The 474-nt window shown below is 61.0% G+C and carries 1 protein-coding gene; it reads right to left on the reverse strand.

Annotated features, from left to right (window positions below):
• Positions 1 to 474 (reverse strand): asparagine synthase-related protein (locus J5M56_RS24950; protein WP_243430905.1); only part of this gene is annotated, 474 nt, incomplete at both ends.

Here is a 474-nt window from a genome sequence, read left to right on the forward strand (position 1 = left end):
GGACGCATAAGGATCTGCTGCGCCGTCGACCTGCGGATACCAGTGGTAACCGGCAAACAGTTCGTCCGCGCCTTGGCCGCTCTGCACCACTTTGCAGTGCTTGGCCACTTCGCGGGACAACAGATAGAACGCGATGCAGTCATGGCTGACCATCGGTTCGCTCATTGCGCGGAAGGCGGCGGGCAGTTGCTCGATGATTTCTTTCTCGTCAATGCGCAACTGATGGTGGCGGGTGCCGTAGTGCTTGGCGATCAGGTCGGAATACTGGAATTCGTCGCCGCGCTCGCCGCCGGCATCCTGGAAACCAATGGAGAAGGTCGACAGATTCTCTACGCCGACTTCGCGCAACAGGCCGACGAGCATGCTCGAATCGACACCGCCGGAAAGCAACACACCGACGTCCACTGCCGCACGCTGACGAATCGCCACCGCTTCGCGGGTGCTGTCGAGGACGCGATCGACCCAGTCTTCCAG

The organism is Pseudomonas sp. 51_B, assembly GCF_017491595.1.
GTDB classification, from domain to species: Bacteria; Pseudomonadota; Gammaproteobacteria; order Pseudomonadales; family Pseudomonadaceae; genus Aquipseudomonas; species Aquipseudomonas promysalinigenes.